Annotated in this window: 13 protein-coding genes and 1 tRNA gene; 2 read left to right on the top strand and 12 right to left on the bottom strand. The window is 48.4% G+C overall.

Features of this window, described 5'->3' with window-relative positions:
• Positions 1-142: 142 nt before the first annotated feature.
• The 9 genes from T260_RS127910 to T260_RS127950 form a co-directional block, all read right to left on the bottom strand.
• Positions 143-3097, bottom strand: coding sequence for a type III restriction-modification system endonuclease (locus T260_RS127910; protein ID WP_023634089.1), 2955 nt, complete (start codon positions 3095-3097; stop codon positions 143-145).
• A gap of 3 nt (positions 3098-3100) precedes the next feature.
• Positions 3101-5020, bottom strand: coding sequence for a site-specific DNA-methyltransferase (locus T260_RS127915; RefSeq protein ID WP_023634088.1), 1920 nt, complete (start codon positions 5018-5020; stop codon positions 3101-3103).
• A 13-nt stretch (positions 5021-5033) separates the two neighbouring features.
• On the bottom strand, positions 5034-5795 hold the full coding sequence (locus T260_RS127920) for a DUF4391 domain-containing protein (RefSeq protein WP_023634087.1): 762 nt from the start codon (positions 5793-5795) through the stop codon (positions 5034-5036).
• A 5-nt stretch (positions 5796-5800) separates the two neighbouring features.
• Positions 5801-9046, bottom strand: coding sequence for a helicase-related protein (locus tag T260_RS127925; protein WP_023634086.1), 3246 nt, complete (start codon positions 9044-9046; stop codon positions 5801-5803).
• Between the two features lie 441 nt (positions 9047-9487).
• A complete protein-coding gene (locus T260_RS127930) occupies positions 9488-9781 on the bottom strand; it encodes a helix-turn-helix domain-containing protein (protein ID WP_023634085.1) in 294 nt (97 codons plus the stop codon).
• Positions 9782-9801: 20 nt separating this feature from the next.
• Positions 9802-10239: a hypothetical protein gene (locus T260_RS1000000138895; protein WP_023634084.1), complete on the bottom strand. Its 438-nt coding sequence runs from the start codon at positions 10237-10239 to the stop codon at positions 9802-9804.
• 103 nt (positions 10240-10342) lie between these two features.
• Positions 10343-12892 carry a restriction endonuclease-like protein gene (locus tag T260_RS127935; RefSeq protein WP_023634083.1) on the bottom strand — a complete coding sequence of 850 codons (2550 nt, stop codon included), beginning with the start codon at positions 12890-12892 and terminating at the stop codon, positions 10343-10345.
• Positions 12861-14540, bottom strand: coding sequence for an MrcB family domain-containing protein (locus tag T260_RS127940; protein WP_023634082.1), 1680 nt, complete (start codon positions 14538-14540; stop codon positions 12861-12863). The genes T260_RS127935 and T260_RS127940 overlap by 32 nt, the downstream gene beginning before the upstream one ends.
• Positions 14541-14920: 380 nt before the next feature.
• Positions 14921-14993 (bottom strand) — tRNA-Arg (locus T260_RS127950).
• Between the two features lie 751 nt (positions 14994-15744).
• Here T260_RS127950 and T260_RS127955 point away from each other — a divergent pair.
• The gene (locus T260_RS127955) at positions 15745-16512 is read left to right on the top strand and encodes a DODA-type extradiol aromatic ring-opening family dioxygenase (protein ID WP_014195545.1); all 768 of its coding nucleotides are present in this window, start codon (positions 15745-15747) and stop codon (positions 16510-16512) included.
• 62 nt (positions 16513-16574) lie between these two features.
• Here T260_RS127955 and T260_RS127960 read toward each other — a convergent pair whose 3' ends face one another.
• Positions 16575-17741, bottom strand: a complete 1167-nt coding sequence (locus T260_RS127960; RefSeq protein WP_031205493.1) for a HEAT repeat domain-containing protein — start codon at positions 17739-17741, stop codon at positions 16575-16577.
• Positions 17742-18016: 275 nt separating this feature from the next.
• Between T260_RS127960 and T260_RS01000000138020 the strand changes: the two genes are divergently transcribed.
• A complete protein-coding gene (locus T260_RS01000000138020) occupies positions 18017-18328 on the top strand; it encodes a hypothetical protein (RefSeq protein WP_236620441.1) in 312 nt (103 codons plus the stop codon).
• A 200-nt stretch (positions 18329-18528) separates the two neighbouring features.
• Here T260_RS01000000138020 and T260_RS127965 read toward each other — a convergent pair whose 3' ends face one another.
• Positions 18529-19434, bottom strand: coding sequence for a pseudouridine-5'-phosphate glycosidase (locus tag T260_RS127965; RefSeq protein ID WP_014195542.1), 906 nt, complete (start codon positions 19432-19434; stop codon positions 18529-18531).
• A partial coding sequence (locus T260_RS127970) for a carbohydrate kinase family protein (protein ID WP_023634080.1) occupies positions 19434-20439 on the bottom strand: 1006 nt, incomplete at its 5' end. The genes T260_RS127970 and T260_RS127965, both read right to left, overlap by 1 nt.

Genomic DNA, 20439 nt, shown 5'->3' with positions numbered 1-20439 from the left:
TTTTTCATCATCATTCAATAATATGAAGAAAACGGCTCGCTTTCATCCCACCCCTCAAGGAGCGGGCTTTCTCGCTCGCTGATCTGTAATGTGATGCTGAGACAAAACAGAAGCCCAATCGGCCTCTGCTTTGTCCCCACCTTTAACGGCTTAAGACTTGCAGCATAAACCGCTCGACATCATTTTCCGGCCCAATGAATTCCACGTCCGTTCCGATGGCTTGGAAGTGTTTGCGGGCGAAGGCAATTTTCGCTGCTTCACCGGGACGCAGTTCGCCCTCCCATTCCTGTCCTTTCGTCTCGAGGACGAAGTACAGTTTTTCCTCACCATCCTTTTCGATGACAAGCGCCCAGTCGGGATTGTAGGAGCCGATTGGGGTGTCAATTTTAAACCAACTCGGCAGTTTGACGTACACTTTTACGTTTTCATCGTGTTCAAAACGTTTGGCGAACCGCTCTTCCACCTCAGAATCGTAAAGGATATGGTCAAACGGCGATTTTTCGCTCGGGATGGCGTTGTCGTTCAAATAGGCGAGCAGCTCTTCATTTTGGAACAGCTCGACCGCGTAATACGCATCATCACCAATTTTGTAATATTTCACGCCATCTTTCAGCAGCAGCCTCATTTGGCGCTGGATGATGTTCGCCACTTCTTCAATAAACTTTTGCGGATTGTTTTTGAAATCATCGAGCCGCTTGCAGCCGGTCAAAATGCGCACGATCGTCTTCCGCGTTAAATTCGTCCGGTTTTGCAGCTCGGTGATGAGATCCGGGAGCGTATGGTGCAAACTCACGTAATCTTCCACTTTTTCGCTGATCGTTTGCGCCTGTACGCCTGTCACATGATCAATTTCCACCCGTCCTTTTCGGCTGACAATGCGGATTTTCTCAATCGGCCTCATTTCTTGAATGGCGGCAATGCATAAGTCAATGAGCTGTTCGCTGTCAAAATCAACGGAATAAACGGTTTTATATTTGATTTTATCCCACAGCCGCGTGAACTCCTCTTGATTAAGGACCGCCATATTGACATGGACTTTTTTCTTTTTCGTCCCGTCTTTGATCGGCAATGCTTGCAAATGGCGTTTGATCTCTTTCACGATGGACAATAGCCACGGCTGGAATTCATCGCTCAGATGGAGATCATAGTTTTCAATGGCTCGTTTGAGTTTTTCCGTTGCTTTGCTCTGTTTGTCAATATAGCCGTTTTGTTTTAATTCCTCATACAGCTTCAATGATAAATCATAACCCATTTGCACCGGCTCTTCCGTCGCCTCGTCCACATAAACGAGTTTGGCAAATACATGTTTTTCGATTTTGCCGAACTGGATGCCCGTATCTTCTTCAATCTCTCTTTGCAAAGTGGCAACAAATTCTTCATATGACTCATTCGCCATAACCGTCAATATGTTGATATGATCGTCATGCACCCGTTCCCCGTTTTGGTTGACAGCCAAACGCAAACCACGCCCGATTTCCTGGCGCCTCGATACATACGTGCCTGACGAGTCTTTCAACGTGCAAATTTGGAAGACGTTCGGGTTGTCCCATCCTTCACGGAGCGCGGAATGAGAGAAAATGAAGCGGAGCGGCTCATCGAGGCTGAGCAGCCGTTCTTTGTCCCTCATAATGAGATTGTATACATCTGTATCCGCCTCTGTATTCCCTTTCGTATCTTTCAACCGTCCTTTTTTATCTTGAGCAAAATAGCCATTATGCACCTTCTCGATGTCTTGGTCAATGCCCGGATCGTCCCAGAGCGGACGGTATTTCGGCTTTTGCATTAAATTCCGATACTCTTCCTCAAACATGATCGCATATTTTCCTTTTACCGGCTGGCCTTCTTGATCATAGTCGCGGTAATGAGCGACCTTGTCGATAAAGAACAAGCTGAGCACTTTAATCCCACGCGGGCGGAGCCACAATTCTTTATTTAAATGCTCTTCAATCGTTTTGCGGATTTGATACCGCTTGATGGCATCGTCATCGACATCCCCGATTGCGTCGCCCACACCGAGTCGGTAGCCATTGATTTCAACCGCTTCATTTCCTTCTGTCCAATCGATTTGCTCGACGATATATCCGCGGTACAGTTCGCGCTCTCCGGAAATGTCATACAAATCATCGCCGTATTTGACCGTTTTCGTCATCCGTTTGATCTTCCCGCGCGATTCGACATCGAGCTCAATTTTCGCTTTTCGCTCTTTCACCTCAATGAGCTTGATGTACGGCACATTGAACGACGGTTCGGATCGGACAGACATGACTTCAATTTTTTTCACCAGCTTTTGATTATAGGCGTCAACCGCATCAAGGCGGTACACCATATGATACTTGTCCACATGCGTCGCCGAGTAGCGCAGCGTACAAAGCGGGTTGAGCGACGCGATCGCTTCCTTCGATTTCGGCGTCGTATCGACGCTTTGCGGCTCATCGATGATCACGATCGGATTCGTCTGTTGGATAAATTCAATCGGGCGATACCCGTTTAGACGGTCGTTCGGCCGATGAATGACGTTCGCCTTATCTTCTTTTTCCGGATCTTCAAAGCTTTTGCGGAACGCATCGATATTGATGATCATGATTTGAATCGTTGTCGCCGTCGCAAAATTGCGGACTTGATCAAGCTTCTGCGAATCGTAAATAAAATATTCCGCCGGAGTGCGGTCGTACAGTTCATCGAAATGGTCGCGAGTGATTTGCAGCGACTTGTACACTCCTTCGCGAATCGCCACGGACGGAACGACGATGACAAATTTCGTAAATCCATAATGCTTATGGAGCTCATAAATCGTCCGCAAATAGACGTACGTCTTCCCCGTCCCCGTCTCCATTTCAATCGTAAAATGCATGCCATCGAGCCGCTCGCTGCGCGGCAGGCCGTTTCTCACCTGGATGTCTTGGACGTTTTTTAAAATTTCCTCAGGCGTCAGGTCAAGCCGATTCCCGACGCCCAAGTCCGTTTGAAGCATTCCCGCCTCAGGGCCGTACGAAACGGTGAAGTTCGACTGGTTCAGTTCCTGTCCTTTGAAAATATGCACCACCGACTCAATCGCGCGCCGTTGGTAGTCCAAATCCGCGTTAAACTTCAGCTTCATCGGTTATACACTCCTAACATCCGTGATGCCGTGCTTTTTCAACGTTTGCAAGGCGTTCGTTTTCACCGCGTCGCTCATAAAGCCGGATTCTTTAAAAATGACTTTCGGCGGCATATGCTCGGATTGATATTTCAACATCTCCTGAACGATATCCAAATCGATGTCATCTTCTAAACATACTAACACGGAACCATAGGCAACGTTATAAATCGTTTTGCCGTTATAATCAATTTCTTCAATCGGTGTGGTGAGCGGCAGGCCGATTTTCAGTAAAATCTCATACAACAAATCTTCTTTCGTGCGGTCTTCTTTAATGTTATCCTGCAAATCGAAAAGGGTTTGCTCCAAGTTATCGAAATCAGGATCCCATGTTTTCACGTTGGAAGAATCGAGCTTAAACACTTTAAAGCCAATATCTAAATCCGTTTTTCCCGTTTCCTGAACGATCTTTTCACCAGCGCGGCGGATGCGTTCTTTGCCGATTTCACAAATGTTTTTATACCCTGCTTTATACGCCTCTGACTTTTCATCTGTCTTCTCTGGCAACTGCACCATAATAAACTTGCGATTGCCGCCGTCTTCAGCGTTTAACTGCATTACCGCGTGGGCGGTGGTGGCGGAGCCGGAGAAGAAATCAAGAATGATGTCATCTTGGTTCGATACCATTCGAATAAACTTCAAAATAATTGTTTCATCCTTAGGAAAGTCAAACACTTTTCCTCCAAGCAAATCTCTTAATCGTTTCATCGCACCCCTGCTGTCTCGATAAATCACACTGTAAGGGACTTGGTGCTCTGTTTCTTTTAAATATCTTTTAACGCATGGTACTTTTGATTCATCTTCACCAAAATGAATCATATTATTTTCTAACATTTCCTTCATACGTTCTTCACTAAATCGCCAGCCGAGTCTTGGAATTTTAACAGGTTTTCCGGTTACTGGGTGTAAAACATCATACACAGGTCCTCCACCACCTGGCCAAGAAATATCACCCGGAAAATATACACCTCTTTCATCTATATAGCTATAATGGCTATGTTGTTTAGAAGGATGGTTATCAGGCAGAGATTTAAACCATTCTTTTAAGGACTGTGACGCTTCTTCATAATTAAAATTATGTTTTTTTACTAACTCCTCTGCTTTACTGTAAATCTCATCTAGCCCTTCTTTTCTTTCTCTCCATGTAACCTTATTTTCAATAAGGCTATGTATGTTTTTCACATAAACTAAAACATATTCATGTGATACCGAGATGTATTTTGAGTCATTTTTTCTACCACCGGACCAAATAAATCTACCAACAAAGTTATTTTCACCATATATCTCATCACAAATCTTTTTTAAATTATCTATCTCTGAATCATCTATGGATATGAATATAGCCCCGTCTTCACTTAAAAGATTCCTTGCCAACTTTAACCGCGGATACATCATATTTAGCCAATCGGTATGAAATCTCCCGCTCGTTTCTGTATTCGCCTTTGTCATTTGCTGCGTGATTTCTTTGTAATTTTTGATATTATCACGGAAATCATCTTTATACACAAAGTCCTTCCCCGTATTATACGGCGGGTCGATATAGATCATTTTAATCTTGCCGAAATACGATTTTTGCAACAGCTTTAATACTTCGAGGTTGTCGCCTTCAATATAAAGGTTTTCGGTCGTATCCCAGTTTTTGCTGGAGGCTTTGTCCGGTCGCAGCGTGCCGGTGGATGGCGTTTGCGCGAGTTTCATCGCCTGTGTTTTGCCGTGCCAGGTGAACTCATATTTTTCATTGCGCGTTTCGATCTCTTCGCCAAGAATCAGTTTTAGTTTTTCAAAATCAATTTTTCCTTCGGTAACCACTTCCGGAAATAGTTGCTTTAACGCCTCGATGTTCGCTTTTATAATATCCATTGATTTTCCATCTAGTTTTTCCATCGTGCTTCCCCTTTCATCGCAATTGTTGTTTCCACTGCTCGATTTGCGTCGTTAATTGCTGAATTTTCATGTTGTACTCTACTTTTCGGTTAAACTGCGTTTCTTTTTTAATTTTGTTTTTCCATTTCGCAATTTCCGCTTCCGCTTGTTCAATTTGCGCAATCAGTTGACGCGATTCTATATCGGTAGCGATGTAAAAAGCACCGACCGCTTTCGCGTGCTGAAACGCCTGTACCGCGATATGAATGTCTTGATAAAACCGGAAGAAGTGAGAAAAAGATAACGCTGTTATGTGAACCGCATCAATAAATTGCCGAACCGTTTCATCGTCACTGTCGGATGAAAACCACGGAGTATACGCAAATTCCTCCAAAACAACTTGCGTTTTATCGATTTTGTTTAATCGCTTTAAACACGTACCAACCTGAACGTTTCCTTCTTTTTCAAATACGATGACGACAGGGTTTGGCAACGATCCTTGAATAATCTCTCCAATGACAGGAAGGCAGGCGTCTTTTGTTTCGTTTCTTAATCGAATCGTGATAAACATAACTCCTTCATAATGATAATCTTCATTAATAAATGGCTGGATATTAATCACACTTGGAGTTAATAAATACGTTAGCTCGATCCGATCGACGTATTTCGTAATATAGTCTTTTTCCTTTTTCGTTAAATCAGCGAAATCGTAAAACATTTTTTTATCCAACTTCTTATGTAAAGGGCGGACTTTATCGTCCAGCCCTATTCTAGCATAAAATGTGAATCCAGCCACCGCTCTCACCCTTTAATGATAAGATAAGAGATAATTTCAAAGTCTTGCAAACTCGTATTCGCGTTCGTCACTAAGCTGTCCAAGTTTCCGAGGCTAAATATGTTCAGCGTTATTTGCTGATCGATTTTGCCAACGATATCTTCTACCGCTTTCTCCAGCAGCGCCTTATATTGCCCCATGTCTTTTCCGTTTTTCGTCTCTTGGTAAAACGCTTCGTATAAATCCCGCTCCACTTCTTTTTTTCCGTTGCATAGCGAACGGTATAAATCCAAAATTTTCTTTACGTGGACATGGTTATACAACACCGTGCCGTCTTCCCGTACGTATACCAAGTAATATGGATGGAGCGCGTTTTGTTCGTTCGATGATGTGACGTGATCGATTTGTTTTAGACAGAAAATAACCCCAGGCTTAATTTCGTCTTTTAGTTTTTCATTTTTGTTCACGGTAATGCTAAAAAGCCCTAGCGGCGCTTTTTCCACCGCTTCTTTATGTTCCTTCATAAAATTTAATAAATCCATGCGGAAGTCGTCTAACGTAAAATCGGTTAAAGAAATATTTCCGGAAATGTCCTCTAAATCAATGACTTCGTTTTGCAGTTTTTCGAGTTGTTTGCGGCGGTATTCCAAATCTTTCATTTCATTGCTGTTGTCGGCGATGACGTTTTCTTCTCCGGTGGAAGAAATATCGAGAATCGTCATTCGGTCTTTTACCCTGTTGACGAGATTAATATATTCATCGAGTTCCAGCGACGGCCAAAAGTTGACCAACTGAATCCGTTCGTTTTTGCTGCCAATGCGGTCGATACGGCCAAAACGCTGGATAATGCGAACCGGATTCCAATGGATATCATAGTTGACAAGGTAGTCGCAGTCTTGCAAGTTTTGCCCTTCGGAAATACAGTCAGTAGCAATTAGTATGTCAATTTCCTCTTTCATCTCGGGCATTACTTTTGCCCGCTCTTTCGAAATAGGTGAAAAGTTCATTAAGACATTATTGAAGTCGACTTTTTTCATTTTTAACGTAGTTTTCGGATGATCCGAGCCAGTTACTACGGCAGAGTGCAAGCCAAATTGACGATAAATCCATTCATGCAAGTTTTCATACAAGTATTTTGCCGTATCCGCAAACGCAGTAAAAATGAGCAATTTCTTGTTTTGGCCGTTAATCGGATTCTCGATTTTGTTTTGAATGACTTTTTTCAATGCCAATAATTTTTTATCGCGATCTGGCGTTATCCTTCTCGCTTGCGCAAGCAACTTCGCTAAAATCTCGCGGTCATATAATAAATCTTGCTTCCATCGGATTAGATCCATATCTTTGATGAAAATTTTCACTTTCGAGCCGATTAACGCGTCTTCTAAGTCAGGATCTTCCATATCTATATCATTAATATCTCCGATCGTTTCGTTTTTCGGATCATATTGATCTATTTTTTGAATGTGCGAATCGATCTGATGAATAATGTTTTCCAATGTTAAAGAAAAGGAATGAATGCTGCTTTCCAATCGTTTCAACAAGTTAGATTTCATTAAATAGACAAGATTATTTTCCCGGTCGGTTTGTTTAAAAATTCTTCCGTTTGCTACTTTCGTATCGTACTTTTCGCTATAAACTGCTTTTTTATGAGGCAAGATGTATTGCATCGGCGAATAAACCGCCAACCGCAACCGCAATATTTCATTATTAATCTTCTCCAGCGGCGGAAATTCATCTTTAGCGTCAATCGTTTCTTTAATATTGATTGGCTTCAGGCGGGTCGGAAACGAGCCGATCGCGTTCACATTGTAATATTTTTCAATATGGCGGCGCGAACGGGCGATTGTTAATGAGTCAAGCAAGGTGAAATAATCCCAGTTTAGCATATCTAACAACCGCTCAGTGGTCCGCTCTTCTTCAGGAAGATTGCTCCATTTTTTGAACTGCGACTGCGCGCGGCGGATCGTTTGGCTGATGCTTTTGATGTTCGCCGTTTCCGCTAGCGCTTTGTCATTTCCTTCCGTAATGAAAGCTATCTGGTTTTTTAAGTCATCGAGCTTGTTATTGACAGGGGTGGCAGAAAGCATTAACACTTTCGTTTTCACTCCCGCTTTAATAATGTCGTTCATCAAGCGGGAATATCTCGTCACCCGATCGTTGCGCGGATCATTATTGCGAAAGTTGTGTGATTCATCGATGACGACTAGGTCATAATTTCCCCAGTTCACATGCTCCAAATTAATATCGCCGCTATATCCGCGCTCACGCGATAAATCGGTATGGTTGAGCAAGTCATAGGAAAAGCGGTCTTCCGCCAAAATGTTGCGCTTATCGTTTAAACGGTAAATCGCCCAGTTTTCCCTCAATTTTTTTGGTGCCAGCACGAGAACGCGATGATTGCGCAGTTCGTAATATTTAATGACCGCTAACGCCTCAAACGTTTTTCCGAGCCCGACGCTGTCGGCGATAATGCATCCTCCATACGTTTCGATTTTATTGATGGCGCCAATTACCCCATCGCGCTGAAAATCGTAAAGTTTGTTCCAAATGACCGTATTTTCAAATCCCGTTCTTGTTTGTAGCGATTCGTAGTTTTTCGCATCTTGCAAGAAGCCTTTAAATAGATTGTAGAGCGTCACGAAGTAAATGAACTCTGGCGAATTTTCTTTATACATCACTTCTAAGCGCCGCAATATTTCGTCTTTCACATCTTGCAGTGCTTGTTCATCTTGCCAAATGGCGTCAAACTGACGAAGCAGTTGGGTATTTGAATGCTCATCGTCGACAATATGGTTAATATAAATATTGGAAGAGTTGCTGTAGCCTAGACCTGGGCTGGAAAACGGCGCACCGCCGATCAAGCCGATTTGTGACCCGTCCTCATTTCGCACATGATATATGCTGCCTTGAATGCGCTGATTGACGACCGATTTCACCCTTGCTTTCTGTTTCAGCCATTTCGCCAGTTCCCTTGCTATGTATGCTTGGTTAAGTTCGATTTTGTATTTTCGTTCTTCTTCTACTCCATACAGCGCCGCTTCGTTTTTCTTCATCCATTCATTGAATGAACGATCACCGCGCACAAAGGCAGGCTCTGTGAAAATAAAACGGAATTCATCGATTTGCGCCAGTTCTTTTTTCAACTCTGCAAACGCATATAACGTAAAATGCGCCGCCGCAATCGATAGTTTGCTGCCTTTTGTGATATGCGCTTTCAACGCATCGCCGACTAGGCCGTTTTGTCTGTTGTCAATCATCCCTTTTGTCTTCATGCACGAATGGCTCCTTGTTTCTTTTCTTTATGGTTTTATTTTACGAAAACAACTGGTAGGATGTTGTTGAAATTTGTCGAAACTATAGATTGATTATCATAGACACAGCTTAAGAACGAGGGCTCTGTTTCGATCTAGGAACGAATTGATCGAACTCGACGTCAAGGCGCAAGACATCCAGCCTCTCCATCAACGATGGGCGCAAAAAATCCTCCCGATTTTCGTCGGGAGGGTGCAAAAAGTGAGTGATTAAGCTTTTCCGGCTCTTCACCACAAGTTGTACTTGATCATTTACGGCAAGATAGGTGCGCATTGGGAAAATAGAGGATACAAAAAATGCGAATTTTCCCGTATGGTAAAGGAGACCGAGCCAAATCATCGGAGGAAAATTCACATGTACTCTCAGTTGATCAAAGAACTCATCGATTTCCCTATTATGCGCTAAACCCGAACATTCAGGTTATGATCCTGTCTGCTTGTACCATCAATGATAAAAGGAGTATTCAATGCCTGCGAAATTTTAAAAAGCGTCTCTACCCTAGGACTTGTAAGCCCCGATTCAATTCTCCCAATCGTGGATTTTGGAACTCCAATGCGATCTGCCAGTTCCTGTTGAGACATATTCAGCTGCTTTCGTCTTGTTTTAATCTGTGCAGCTATCGTTCCTTCCAATCGAAGTTTTTGAACATGTTGCTCGCCTCGAATGGCTGCATATTTCTTAAAAAAATCACTCATTGTTTTTCCCTCCCAGTCCATTAATAAAGGCAAGGGTCGAAAGCGCAATAACGTTCATATGCTGATTCAGCCGGCACAATATCCTCTCGTCTTATCGCTCCGTTATACTGCTTGTCAAAATAATGAAGCAATATGACTTTTGAAAAATTGTGAATCGCAAATATAATTCTGTGATTTCCAGTTCTTCCACCTCTTATACCCCATCTGTAAAAATGATCATAACGAGTATTCATGCGAAGATGTTTCAACGACGGAGGGATGATATCATCCGGAAAGCCGTTGTTCTCCGGATCAGACGGATATGGATTACGTTGAATAATCGTAAGTTGCCTGGCATATACATCAGCAACATGACACCATATCCCCGGACGACCTTTTTGTCTAAGTTCTTGCTCGGCTTTACTCAGTAGATGATTTTCAAATTCCTTTACATTTCCTGTGTATATTACCTCAAACAATATCCTCTACCCTTTACCAATCATTATACACAATGATAGCATTTATGCTACTGACATGCAATCATTTATACATGCCAAAATGGATTGAAACAGACATGGATCATCAGACCCAGCCTTGTCTCTCGATCATACCCACATGGCCATGCATCCTTCCCTCCCCCATCATCCCCACCACTTCGCGAAACACGGCCGATGGCTGCTTGCGGAGCAGTTCGGCGGGGATCGTTTTGTGCTTCGTGCCGTTCGTGATCATGAGCAGGCCGTCTCCTAGGCGGATGGACACGTTTTTGATGCGGTACGCGGTGATCTTGGACGCCTGATCCAAGTAGCGGGCGTCAAGGTCGAAGCGGATGCGGTCGGACAGCCGCCGCAGGATGCGCCAAAGGGCGATTTCCTCGCTTGATTTCATGAACAGTTCCGGCAGTTCTTTCGCCTGTTTGAGCATGTTGAACGTCGTCATCGCATAGACGGCGATGCCGTAGCCGACGGGACGGATGACGTTTTGGAGAAAGTTCCAGCTTTCGACTTCGAAGCGAACGTATTCCTCATCGCTTCGTTTCGGCAGCTCGGTGATGGCCGATCGTTTGACGATGTTCACAGCGGCGATTTTGCCAAAGCACGTGACCCCGTTTTGCGGGGCGGCTCCCCGCTTCGGGTAAAGGGCGATGTAGCGCGCCGTTTGCCAACCTTTTTTCAGCTGCTTGACCGGGATATGGTAGAAGCGGTGTTTCCGGTAGGCTTCGTAATGCCGCGCGCTTGGCACCATGCCGACGAGCACATGCTCATCGAACCCCGACCGCCATTCTTCGATGATCCCTTGCGGCAGGATGCCTTCGTTTTGCAGTTCTTCGGGATTCTTTTCAATCAGCCGCTCGATGAACTGCTCGACCAGGCGGGTGGCGTTCGGCAAAAACGGCAGGCCGCCGATGTTGACGTCGTTGATGCTTTTGTACAGCGGGTGCGCTTGGTAGCTGTCTTCGTCATGCCACGGGAACAGCACGTAGGCGCCAAAGGCGGTGCGCTCGTATGGGCCGCCGCGGCGGGCGACAAGCGAATCGCGGTAGCGGTGCATCGTGTTGATGTCGTCTTCCATCGGGCCCGGCATTCCGTACCGTTTTTCGTATGAGCTGCCCGAAACGGCGAAGTCCAGGCGGTATTTGGCGTCGAAAATGTAGTTGAATGTATAGTCTTTTCCCTTCTTTTCAATCGCCAGAACCGTGTCGGGCATTTGCGGGACGGTTGGCAGCCTTCCTTCGTACGGCTGATAGGTCAGCGTGATTCGCTCTCCGGTGTACGGATGTTCGTACACCCGCTTGGCGGAGCGGTTTTTTTCGAGATTGACGAACAGCCCTAAGCGGTTCACTTGGATGACATTTTGGCTGATGAGTTTGTATTTTTTCCCGAGGAGCTGCCCGAGCTTCAAAAACGTCCAATACTCGTACAACGTGGCGACGTCTTTTACGGACATTCGGTACAGCTTCCCTTGCAAGGCGAGGCCGCGGGTGATGATGAGAAACAGCTGATAGGCGTCGCGGTACCCGGGCGCCATTTGCAGGACGAGGCTCATGACGGAGCGGTCAAGCCGCCCGATCGGCCGCCAAAAAGAGTGACGAAGCCGAGTTTCGAGCGCGCGGATCATCGATTGGATGCGCTCAAGCAAACCCGGATCCGGTTCCGTTTCGTATCGCTTTTGCTTCCCTTGCACGTGTTCGAACAAACCGCGCAGCTTCTCGACAAGGCGCGTCATCATCCATTTGACGAACCGGTTTTCGAGCGTGTCGTACGTCAGTTCTTTTTTCGCTTTGAGCCCCGATCGCGGCATGACGGTTCGACTTCCGATGTTGATGCCGCGCTTGACGTCACGGAACACTTGCGGCCGCTTGCGCAAATCGTTTCTTCCTGCCGCATCCAAACGGCCGAGCTGGTCGCCGCGCACTCTCACATGGACGGTCGACAGTTGATGGTGCGGCTGCCGCTCAATATGCCGAATGGCATGCAAAAAGTCACTGATATGCGCTTCCATGAGCCGGAAAAACTCGCTTCGGGACGGTGCGTCGTCCCGCTTCGCTCTCGCCCGCTGGTACGTGCGCTTGATGAAGTGAAACGCCAAGTTGTAAATTTCTTCGCTGACTTCGTCAAGAAGGATTTGGTAGTCTTGTTTATATGTCAGCTTCGTCGGAAAAATTTCGATCGTCACGTCCAAAATGGAACGGCTGCCGTCGCGGATTTCGAATGTCGACAGCCCGACTTCATTCGGGAAATAGAGGTTGCCCATCAACACCGCCTGTCCGCCGATGTCAACGCGGCTGACAACGTTCCGAATGGCTGGCGATTCATGATAAAAGGTAAGCACCCGCTCGGTTTTCGGAACGACGAGCAGCTGATAGACGCCGTTTTCAAAGAAAATCGGGCGGTGGCCGCCCGACCAGTCGACAAGCTCGCCAGCGTCCACGTCAAACAGTTTGACGTCCAAGATGTCTTCACCGCTGACGAAAAACTCCATCGTCTCGTGGAAATCGAGGCGGCGGTACTGCTTGAGCCCTTCGTATTGTTCGTGGTACGGCTTTCCTTTGATTACGAGCGTGAGCTGTTTCGTTTCGATATGGACAAGCTCGCGGTCGTCACGCCCCGAGCCAGAACGAAGTGAAGCCATCGTCCTCTAACCTCCGCAGCATCTGCCAAATTTTCTCCGCACTTTTTGGATAACGGGCATACGAAACATCAAGCACGCCGCTGTATTCACCGTCCGGTTCAAAACCGGCGCACAGGACAAACAGCTGCTTGAGCGCTGTTTCGAGCCGCACGTCGCTTCCCGAAAGGCGCGGCAAAATTTTTTGCATCAGGCAATAGTCGAACGCCTTGTCAAATTCCATCAGCTTTCCTTCTTCGTTATACGCAAGGTAGAAACAAATTTCATCGCGGACGCGGTAACCGATATGCGCGCCGAGCGGCGCGAGGATGCGGTTGATCTCCACGAGCTGTTTCGTCACCGTTTCAACAAGCTCTGGGCAGCGTGCGTACACATCTTTCAAATGCAAATACCGCGCCGCGAACAGCTCCTGTCCGATTGACAGGGGCGCGACGGTCGGCAAGTCGCGCAAAAAATCGAGATGGTCGAGCTGGACGCGGTTGAACTCGATCGTGTTCGCCCGGTCGAGCACTTTTTTGCTGAAGGGGTGGGTCGTCTCGTCCATGTTGACCGTGCCGATGATGTAGACGTTCGGCGGGAGAAAAAGATCGCACCCTGCTGTTTCTCTCGGCAGCAACCGTGACGAGGTGATGCGCCCGTCTTCCCAGCGGCGGCTTTCCATGACGCTTAAGACATCGCTGAAATAATGCTCAACGCGGGCGAGGTTCATCTCATCCAACACGACGAAATACGGCTTGTCCGGATGCTTCCCCGCTTCGATGATGACGTTGGTGAGCGGCCCGGGCTTGAAATCGCCTTTAATGTCGACATAGCCAAGCAAGTCCGAGCCGTCGTGCCAATCCGGGCGGACGGGAATTAAGGTGAAGCGGCCGTTGTCTTCCGTCGCGCCGACGCTCTCGGCGAGCCATTGAACAATTTTTGTTTTCCCGGTTCCAGAAATGCCGGACAAGATGACAAACGGTTTTGTTTTTAACGATAGAAAGAGGTTGGTCACTTCCTCTTTCGTATAGTAAAACCCTTTGGCGGATATGTATGAATGAATATGCTCAACCGCCTCCCGATAGGAAAGGGCCTGCTCGGGCGGTGCCATCGGTTCTGTTCGCTCCACATACTGTCGGTAATAACCGATCATCGTTTCGAGGTCGCGCGCGAGTTGTTCATCGGATGGCAGATCGTCAAACGAATAGGCGATATACGCCGCCACCGACCGTTCGTAGTCTTTCGCCCGTTTGCTTTCGCCAAGACGGATGTCATCATTCGTCCGCACGCGTTCTTCAGCGGGAATGAGTTGGCGGATGTCCCGCTTCACCCGCTCCATTTCGTCTCTCGGCGTCTCCGTCACTCCTTGGGCGAGCGTCAAATAGAGCCGGCGCATATCTTCACTGAATAAGTAGACGATATAATACCCTCGCTGCGTCGAATCCGTCACCTCTTGATCCATCACCGCCACCCACGGCACGTCGGTCCACACCCCTTGACCGACAGAACCTTTCACCATATACCGGTCAGGCGGTAAGAAAGGCAATGTTTTCAACGCCTCTGGAATCGCTCGTGTCACCAGCTGAAACGACCGTCGCTCTTTTGACAGTTTTTCGCGTTTTTCTTGTTCGTAAATGGCCATCACTTGGCGGAAAAGATCGTGCAATGACATGGGAATAACTCCTTCGTATAGAAATGTTATTCTTCGTTTCTATTTTTCTTCTATTCTACTAAAAAAGCGGCTCTCTCAACTAGTGAGAGAGCCGCTTCTTTCGTCACGAGCAGGCGTTCTTTATGTATATACATGCAACATGAAGAGTGGACTTCTCATCACGCCCCATCCCCCAAGCGCTGCAGCACCTTCTCCGGATGTTCATGGATATAAGCCGTAAATCGATCAAAGGCTTGCATGATATCGTTTCGTTCTTTATGAAATACATTCGCCATGACAGGATCTTTCCGCCATTTCCGCAAACGCTCGATCGGGGTGAGCTACGGCGAATATGGCGGGAGATAAAGAAAAAACCCCCGCATCGCAAGGGTTTTCACTAGCGGCCCCGAGAGGATTCGAACCTCCGACGCACGGTTTAGGAAACCGACGCTCTATCCACTGAGCTACGGGGCCATGATAAGAATGTACACCTAAGCGCTGGGACGGCTAGGGGAGAGACTCCATCCCCTCGAGACGTCGAGAATTCCGATTGTTTGATCCGTTCCTGGTTTTTTGAGGAAAAACATCGAAACGAGACCGCTCCTTGCCTTTGGCGCTGTGCAACCGATCAAACGCGCGGCCAGTTTGAGAATATGTTCATTGTTTGGTTGCCAGTGAACTGGGGGCAGGCTCTAGTCATGTTTGTTGATGCATACCGTTTATGGCGTGTCAGACGGGTATATTATAACTGATTTTTTGCTGTTTTAAAAGGTTAAATGGACAAGGAAAAGTTTTGCAAGTGCATAGAATGGCAAAGGATGCTTATGCTACACTAAGGGTAAGGGGATTGGCAAGGGAAGCGGCCCATACACCGTTTTTCGTCGAATCGTCTAGAAAGGCCGACGAGGAATGAAAAAGGCGGCTCATCCCCATTATTTTTTTCAATTAGGGAAGCCTTGTCAGATCTGTCCCCCTTTCTGATGAACTGCCACCGGTTCAAGCAAAAAACAAATTTTTCACCAGCTCTCTAGGAGGTTGGTGATTTACTTGCGCAACCGCTTCTGGAAATCGGTTCTCAAGTAGAAAAAACTTGTTGCATCAGCCTCTATGTTCGCGCGTTCAATCATCGATCAAGTCAAACAGTGGTTTTTCACCAACCTTCTAGAGGCGGCATCAGGCTGCAAAGTGTTGATCCGTCAATATGACTCAAGGGAGGAATGGAACGATGAACCCCCCTGCCCTGTTTCTCGCCCACGGTTCGCCGATGTTGGCGATCGAAGACAATGCGTATACGGCGTTTTTGAAAAAGCTTGGGGAAGGAATTCGCCCGCAGGCGGTCGTCATCTTTACAGCGCATTGGATGACGCGCCAACCGACGGTTTCGGCGGTTGAGGGGACGTATGACATGATTTATGATTTTTCCGGGTTTCCGCGCGAGCTGTATGAAGTGGTTTATCCGGCGCGCGGGTCGGTCGAGTGGGCGGAGCGCGTGCGCGAGCGTCTCGCTGGTGTGGCGGAAGTGGCCGTTGATTCCACGCGCGGGCTGGATCACGGTTCTTGGGTGTTGTTGCACCGCCTATTTCCCAACGCTGACATCCCGATTGTGCAAGCGTCGGTCGTGCCGTGGTGGACGCCGAAGCAATTGTTCCAGCTTGGTGAGGCGCTGCGTCCATTGCGTGACGAAGGATTGATGGTCATCGGCAGCGGCGGGACGGTGCACAATTTGATGGCGCTCCGTTGGGAAGGGCATGCGGAGGCAGAAAGCTGGGCGGCCGCTTTTGATGACTGGCTGTTGCGCGAGTCAGCCGCCCGCAGTGAGGATGTATTCCATTATGAAGAAAAAGCACCTTACGCCAAGCAGGCCGTACCGACCCCCGAACACCTCGCGCCGTATTGGATCGCTTACGGCGCAGGCGATCGCGACCAAGCGCCGCGCGTGTTGTTCCGAGAATATCAATATGGAAGCTTAAGCCTCATGGCTGTGTCTTTTTAAAAGGCCCGCCTCCGACGCCACCGCGTGGGGACGGGCCATTTCTTTGAGACAAAGCAGCGTTCTCATTTGCCACAGCACTTTTTATACTTTTTCCCGCTGCCGCACGGACATGGGTCGTTACGGCCGATTTTTCGCTCTTTTCGGCGGTATGGGATGTTGGTCGGCCGCGGAGGTGTTTGCAGCACGGCTTGAAAATGGCGATACCGCTGCTCGGCAATGGCTTTCCACGTTTCCAGCTTCGGGTGATCGATCTCTAGAATCGTATAATAGGCGTACGCGTTCTGTTCGACATCAATCATCCAAGAACGCCCTCGTTTTTCCGCTCTTTTTACATACTGCTCTACTTCTGGGAGCGCCTCTTTATCCAGCTGATGGCAAAGCGCCTCAAAGCAAAATGCTTGGAGGTCATCATCGCGCTGTTTGGAAAAGACTTCTCGCAATACACGCACGGCCTGTTTAGATTTGATGTTGGCGAGCACATGAATAGCGGACAGCGCCGTGTCTTCCTGAAACGCATATGGGCGCACCGCTTCGATCGTTTCTTCACGTTGGAACATCGATAAGGTGGAAACGGCTTGATCAACAAGCACATCACCGTCTTGTTGTTCCAACAGTCGGGCGAGGCGGGGAATATATTCAGCGGCGCCGACGAGCGAGACCGCATACACCGCCAAAATGCCGTCATACGAAAACCAAGGCTGTTGCTCGTTTTTCATCCATGTCAGACCGATATCTTCCTTCGTCATCCATCCGCGTTCAACGAGAATGCGCACGGCTTGCTTGGCTACTAAAAACCAATCGTGATTGTGAAACTCTTCCTCGTGCAAATGCGAAAGCACTGAAAAATAGTGTTCCCATACGTCATCTTCCGTTCCTTCTAAAGCAAGGCGGACAGCTCGCTGCCAAGACCGCGGGAAGTGAGGGAGCAGCTGTTCTCCGTATTTTTCGAGCTGGGCGGCTGGAAACGGGAAAAACCAACGGATGTACTTCGCTGCATCTTTCATGCTCAACAACTGCTCAAGCGCTCGGTCGGTCAACGGCTGTTTGGAGATGCCGTGCAAAATCATCCTCCGTGTTTCTTCGTTGTCCGCCGTTACAGCCTCATCCACCAAACGCTCCACAAGCGCGGCTGGAATATCCGGATACTCTTCGATTGCGTCAAACGCAAACTGGCGGAGGACAGGATGGTCGCTAAACAAATGCGGCTCGATTGTTTGAATAAAGGACATGATCACACCTTCTTTTTTCTGAAATTTCACCCCCGTCGCTGACAGAATATCGACATTCAACCTCCTCGCGACGGGCTTGCGGGTTCTTCCTTCATACATGGAACACAAGCAGCGGCCGATGCGATGGAAATGGGCAGCCAAAGGAGCTCTTGGTCATTTCAAACATCACAGCATCTCCTCCTCTATCATAGACAAAATCCGCTTGATTTGAAACCGTTTTTCCTTCTCGCAAACTCGCTTGTTTGATATGCTAGAAGTGGAAGGAGGTGAAGAGGGTGGAAGAAAAAACGATATTGGCGCAAATTTTGCAAGTGCTTGATTTGTACGCGGCGGATATGCGCAAGCAGTTCGAAGCGCTCCATGAGAAATTCGACTCGCTTCAACGCCAAGTCCAAGCGTTGAATGAAAAAACGAATGAAATGGACAAGCGCATCGAGGAGATGGATGGACGGTTTGAGCGGCAGATTGCCCAGTTGGAGCGCACCGTGAACGAACGGTTCGAACGGCTCGAAGCGAAACTCGGCCACATCCGCGTGGAACTCACAAGAAACGGTCGACTTCCACTCCGTCAAAATCGCCCAGCATGATCGAAAANATGGAAGCTTCTAAAAAAAGGCCGAAAAAAGCGAAACTCGGCCACATCCGCGTGGAACTCACAAGAAACGGTCGACTTCCACTCCGTCAAAATCGCCCAGCATGATCGAAAAATCCGCCATTTGCTTCACGCTCGATAAATCCTCCACCGCCATCATGCCCCCGTCCTTCCATCAAGGCGGGGGCGTTCGCATCAAGAAAGCTCTCGGGCAAGGTCGGCCGCCAAGGCGGCGTTGTTTTTCACTAAGGCGATGTTTGCTTGCAAGCTTTTGCCTCCGGTTAACGTTTTCACACGGTCAAGCAAAAACGGGGTGACCGATTTTCCGGTGATGTGCTGCTTTTCTGCTTCCTTGAGCGCTTGTTCGATGATCGCGTTGATATACGACTCCTCGAGCTCATCTTCTTTTGGGACAGGATTGGCGATCACAACACCGCCGTTTAACCCAAGCTTCCATTTCGTTTCGAGGAACTGGGCGATCTCTTTGGCGCTGTCTAAGCGATAACCGACGCGAAACGGGCTTGTCCGCGAATAGAACGCCGGCAGGACGTCCGTCTGATAGCCGATGACCGGAACGCCGTGCGTCTCGAGGTATTCAAGCGTCAACCCTAAATCCAAAATCGATTTCGCCCCGGCGCAGACGACCGCGACGTTTGTCCGCGCCAACTCTTGCAAATCAGCCGAGATGTCCATCGTCCGCTCGGCGCCGCGGTGCACGCCGCCGATGCCGCCGGTCGCAAATACGCGGATGCCCGCCATCTCAGCGCAAATCATCGTCCCCGCCACGGTCGTCGCCCCGTGTTTCTTCATAGCGACGACATACGGCAAGTCGCGGCGGCTCACTTTTTCTACATCGCGGCTTGTCCCTAACAATTCAAGTTCGTCATCCGTTAACCCGATTTTAATCTTTCCATCGATGATCGCGATCGTCGCCGGCACGGCGCCGCGGTCGCGGATGATCCGCTCGACGTCTTTCGCCGTCTGCACGTTTTCCGGATACGGCATGCCATGCGAGATGATCGTTGATTCTAAGGCGACAATCGGCTTTTTTTCGGCCTTCGCTTGAGCGACTTCTTCGGAAAAGACGAGAAAATCATTCATCACTTCGTTCCCCCTTCGCGAAAATACCGCGCATAGGCGGCTTGCAACAGGTGTTCATTCAAAGCGGGATGCACCGTTTCGGCCGTTTGCAGCGTAAGCGCCGCGCTGCTCATCCCAAAGCGGCAGGCGTCTTCCACCGTATGTCCGCCTAAGACGCCGTACAAAAATCCAGCCGCAAAGGCGTCGCCCGCTCCGGTGGCGTCGGTGACCTCAACCTTCGGCGCCGCAATCGCTCCTGTTTCCCCTTGCTTGGTGGCGTACGCGACGCCGTTTGCGCCGCGCGTGACGACAACGTTCTTGGCACCGGCTTGAAGGATCGGTTTCATTATGTCGTCCGTATGCCCGTTGCGTCCCACAAATTCCTTAGCCTCCGCTTCATTCGTGACAAACCACGTCACACCAGACAAATCGCTGGGCAATCGCTTCACTTTTGGAACCGACACCGTCACAACACAAAGCGGGATGTCCTCTTGGCGACATTGTGCAATCACCGAACGAATGACAGCCTTCGGGAAATTCGTGTCAAGCACGACCGCAGAAATCGGACCGAGCCGAGTCCATTGCTGCTTTAGCCATTCTTCCCCCACTGTATCATAAATGGCCATACCCGCCAAGGCGAGAACCATCTCGCCGCGTTCATCGAGCACCGCTGTATACGTCCCGGTGTTCGCTTTTGGCGTTCGCACGATGAAGCTCGTATTGACATATCGGCTCGTCACGTCAATGAGCCACTGTCCATCGTGATCATCGCCAACGGCGCTGACGAGCGAAACAGGTTGAGCAAGCCGCCCTAAGTTTTCCGCCACGTTTCTCGCCACCCCGCCCGCGGTTTGCGTCGTGGTGACGGGATGGGACGTGCCGAGCTGAAACGGCGCAAGCAACCGCGCTTTCCGATCGACATTCGCCCCGCCGATGCAGACGATCGAGGCCGCTTTCCCCATGCCTTTCCCCCTCTCTTCCAATGATCGCAGCCGCGCGATCCCGCCTCTTTCCAAACGGAGAAAA

Source organism: Geobacillus thermopakistaniensis, from assembly GCF_000498995.1.
GTDB classification, from domain to species: domain Bacteria; phylum Bacillota; class Bacilli; order Bacillales; family Anoxybacillaceae; genus Geobacillus; species Geobacillus thermoleovorans.
Note: the sequence above shows the minus strand (reverse complement) of the source record. Positions and strands in the feature narration are given on the sequence as shown.